The sequence below is a fragment of the Streptococcus mitis subsp. hohhotensis genome, from assembly GCF_020089495.2.
In the GTDB taxonomy this organism is placed as follows: domain Bacteria; phylum Bacillota; class Bacilli; order Lactobacillales; family Streptococcaceae; genus Streptococcus; species Streptococcus hohhotensis.
Map to the genome: position 1 here is coordinate 2718 of NZ_JAIRCA020000001.1, position 689 is coordinate 3406.

At 42.4% G+C, this 689-nt stretch carries 1 protein-coding gene; it reads left to right on the plus strand.

Annotated features, from left to right (window positions below; all coding sequences use genetic code 11):
- Positions 1-689: MiiA motif-containing surface protein (locus K4Z77_RS00015; RefSeq protein ID WP_474104196.1), on the plus strand; the 689-nt coding region annotated here is incomplete at both ends.

The window sequence follows — 689 nt, forward strand, 5'->3', positions numbered from 1 at the left end:
AAAGTTAAAGCTGTAAACCCAGGTGCAACAGTAGTTGTAGATGATAAAGGAAATGCGACAGTCACAACCCCAGAAGGTAAGACAGCCGTAATTCCAGCAACAGATTTGACAAAAGATTCAGAAGCTGCAACTAAACCAAATGCAGGCAACGACATCGTTAAACCAGCAGATAAGACAGCAGTTAAAGATCCAGCTAACTTAACTCCAGAAGAGAAGAAAGCGATCGAAGATAAAGTTAAAGCTGTAAACCCAGGTGCAACAGTAGTAGTAGATGATAAAGGAAATGCGACAGTCACAACTCCAGAAGGTAAGACAGCCGTAATTCCAGCAACAGACTTGACTAAGTCACCAGAAGACGCAGCTAAACCAAACGCAGGAAACGACATCGTCAAACCAGCGGATAAAGTAGTTGTAGATCCAGCCAAAGGTGTAGATGAAGCAGCTAAGACAGCCATCGCAGATAAAGTTAAAGCTGTGAACCCAGGTGCAACAGTAGTAGTAGATGATAAAGGAAATGCAACAGTCACAACTCCAGAAGGTAAGACAGCCGTAATTCCAGCAACAGACTTGACTAAGTCACCAGAAGACGCAGCTAAAGCAAATGCAGGAAATGCAGTAAACACACCAGCAGCTAAGGTAGAAGTTAAAGATCCAGCCAAATTAACAGATGAAGAAAAAGCAAAAGTTAA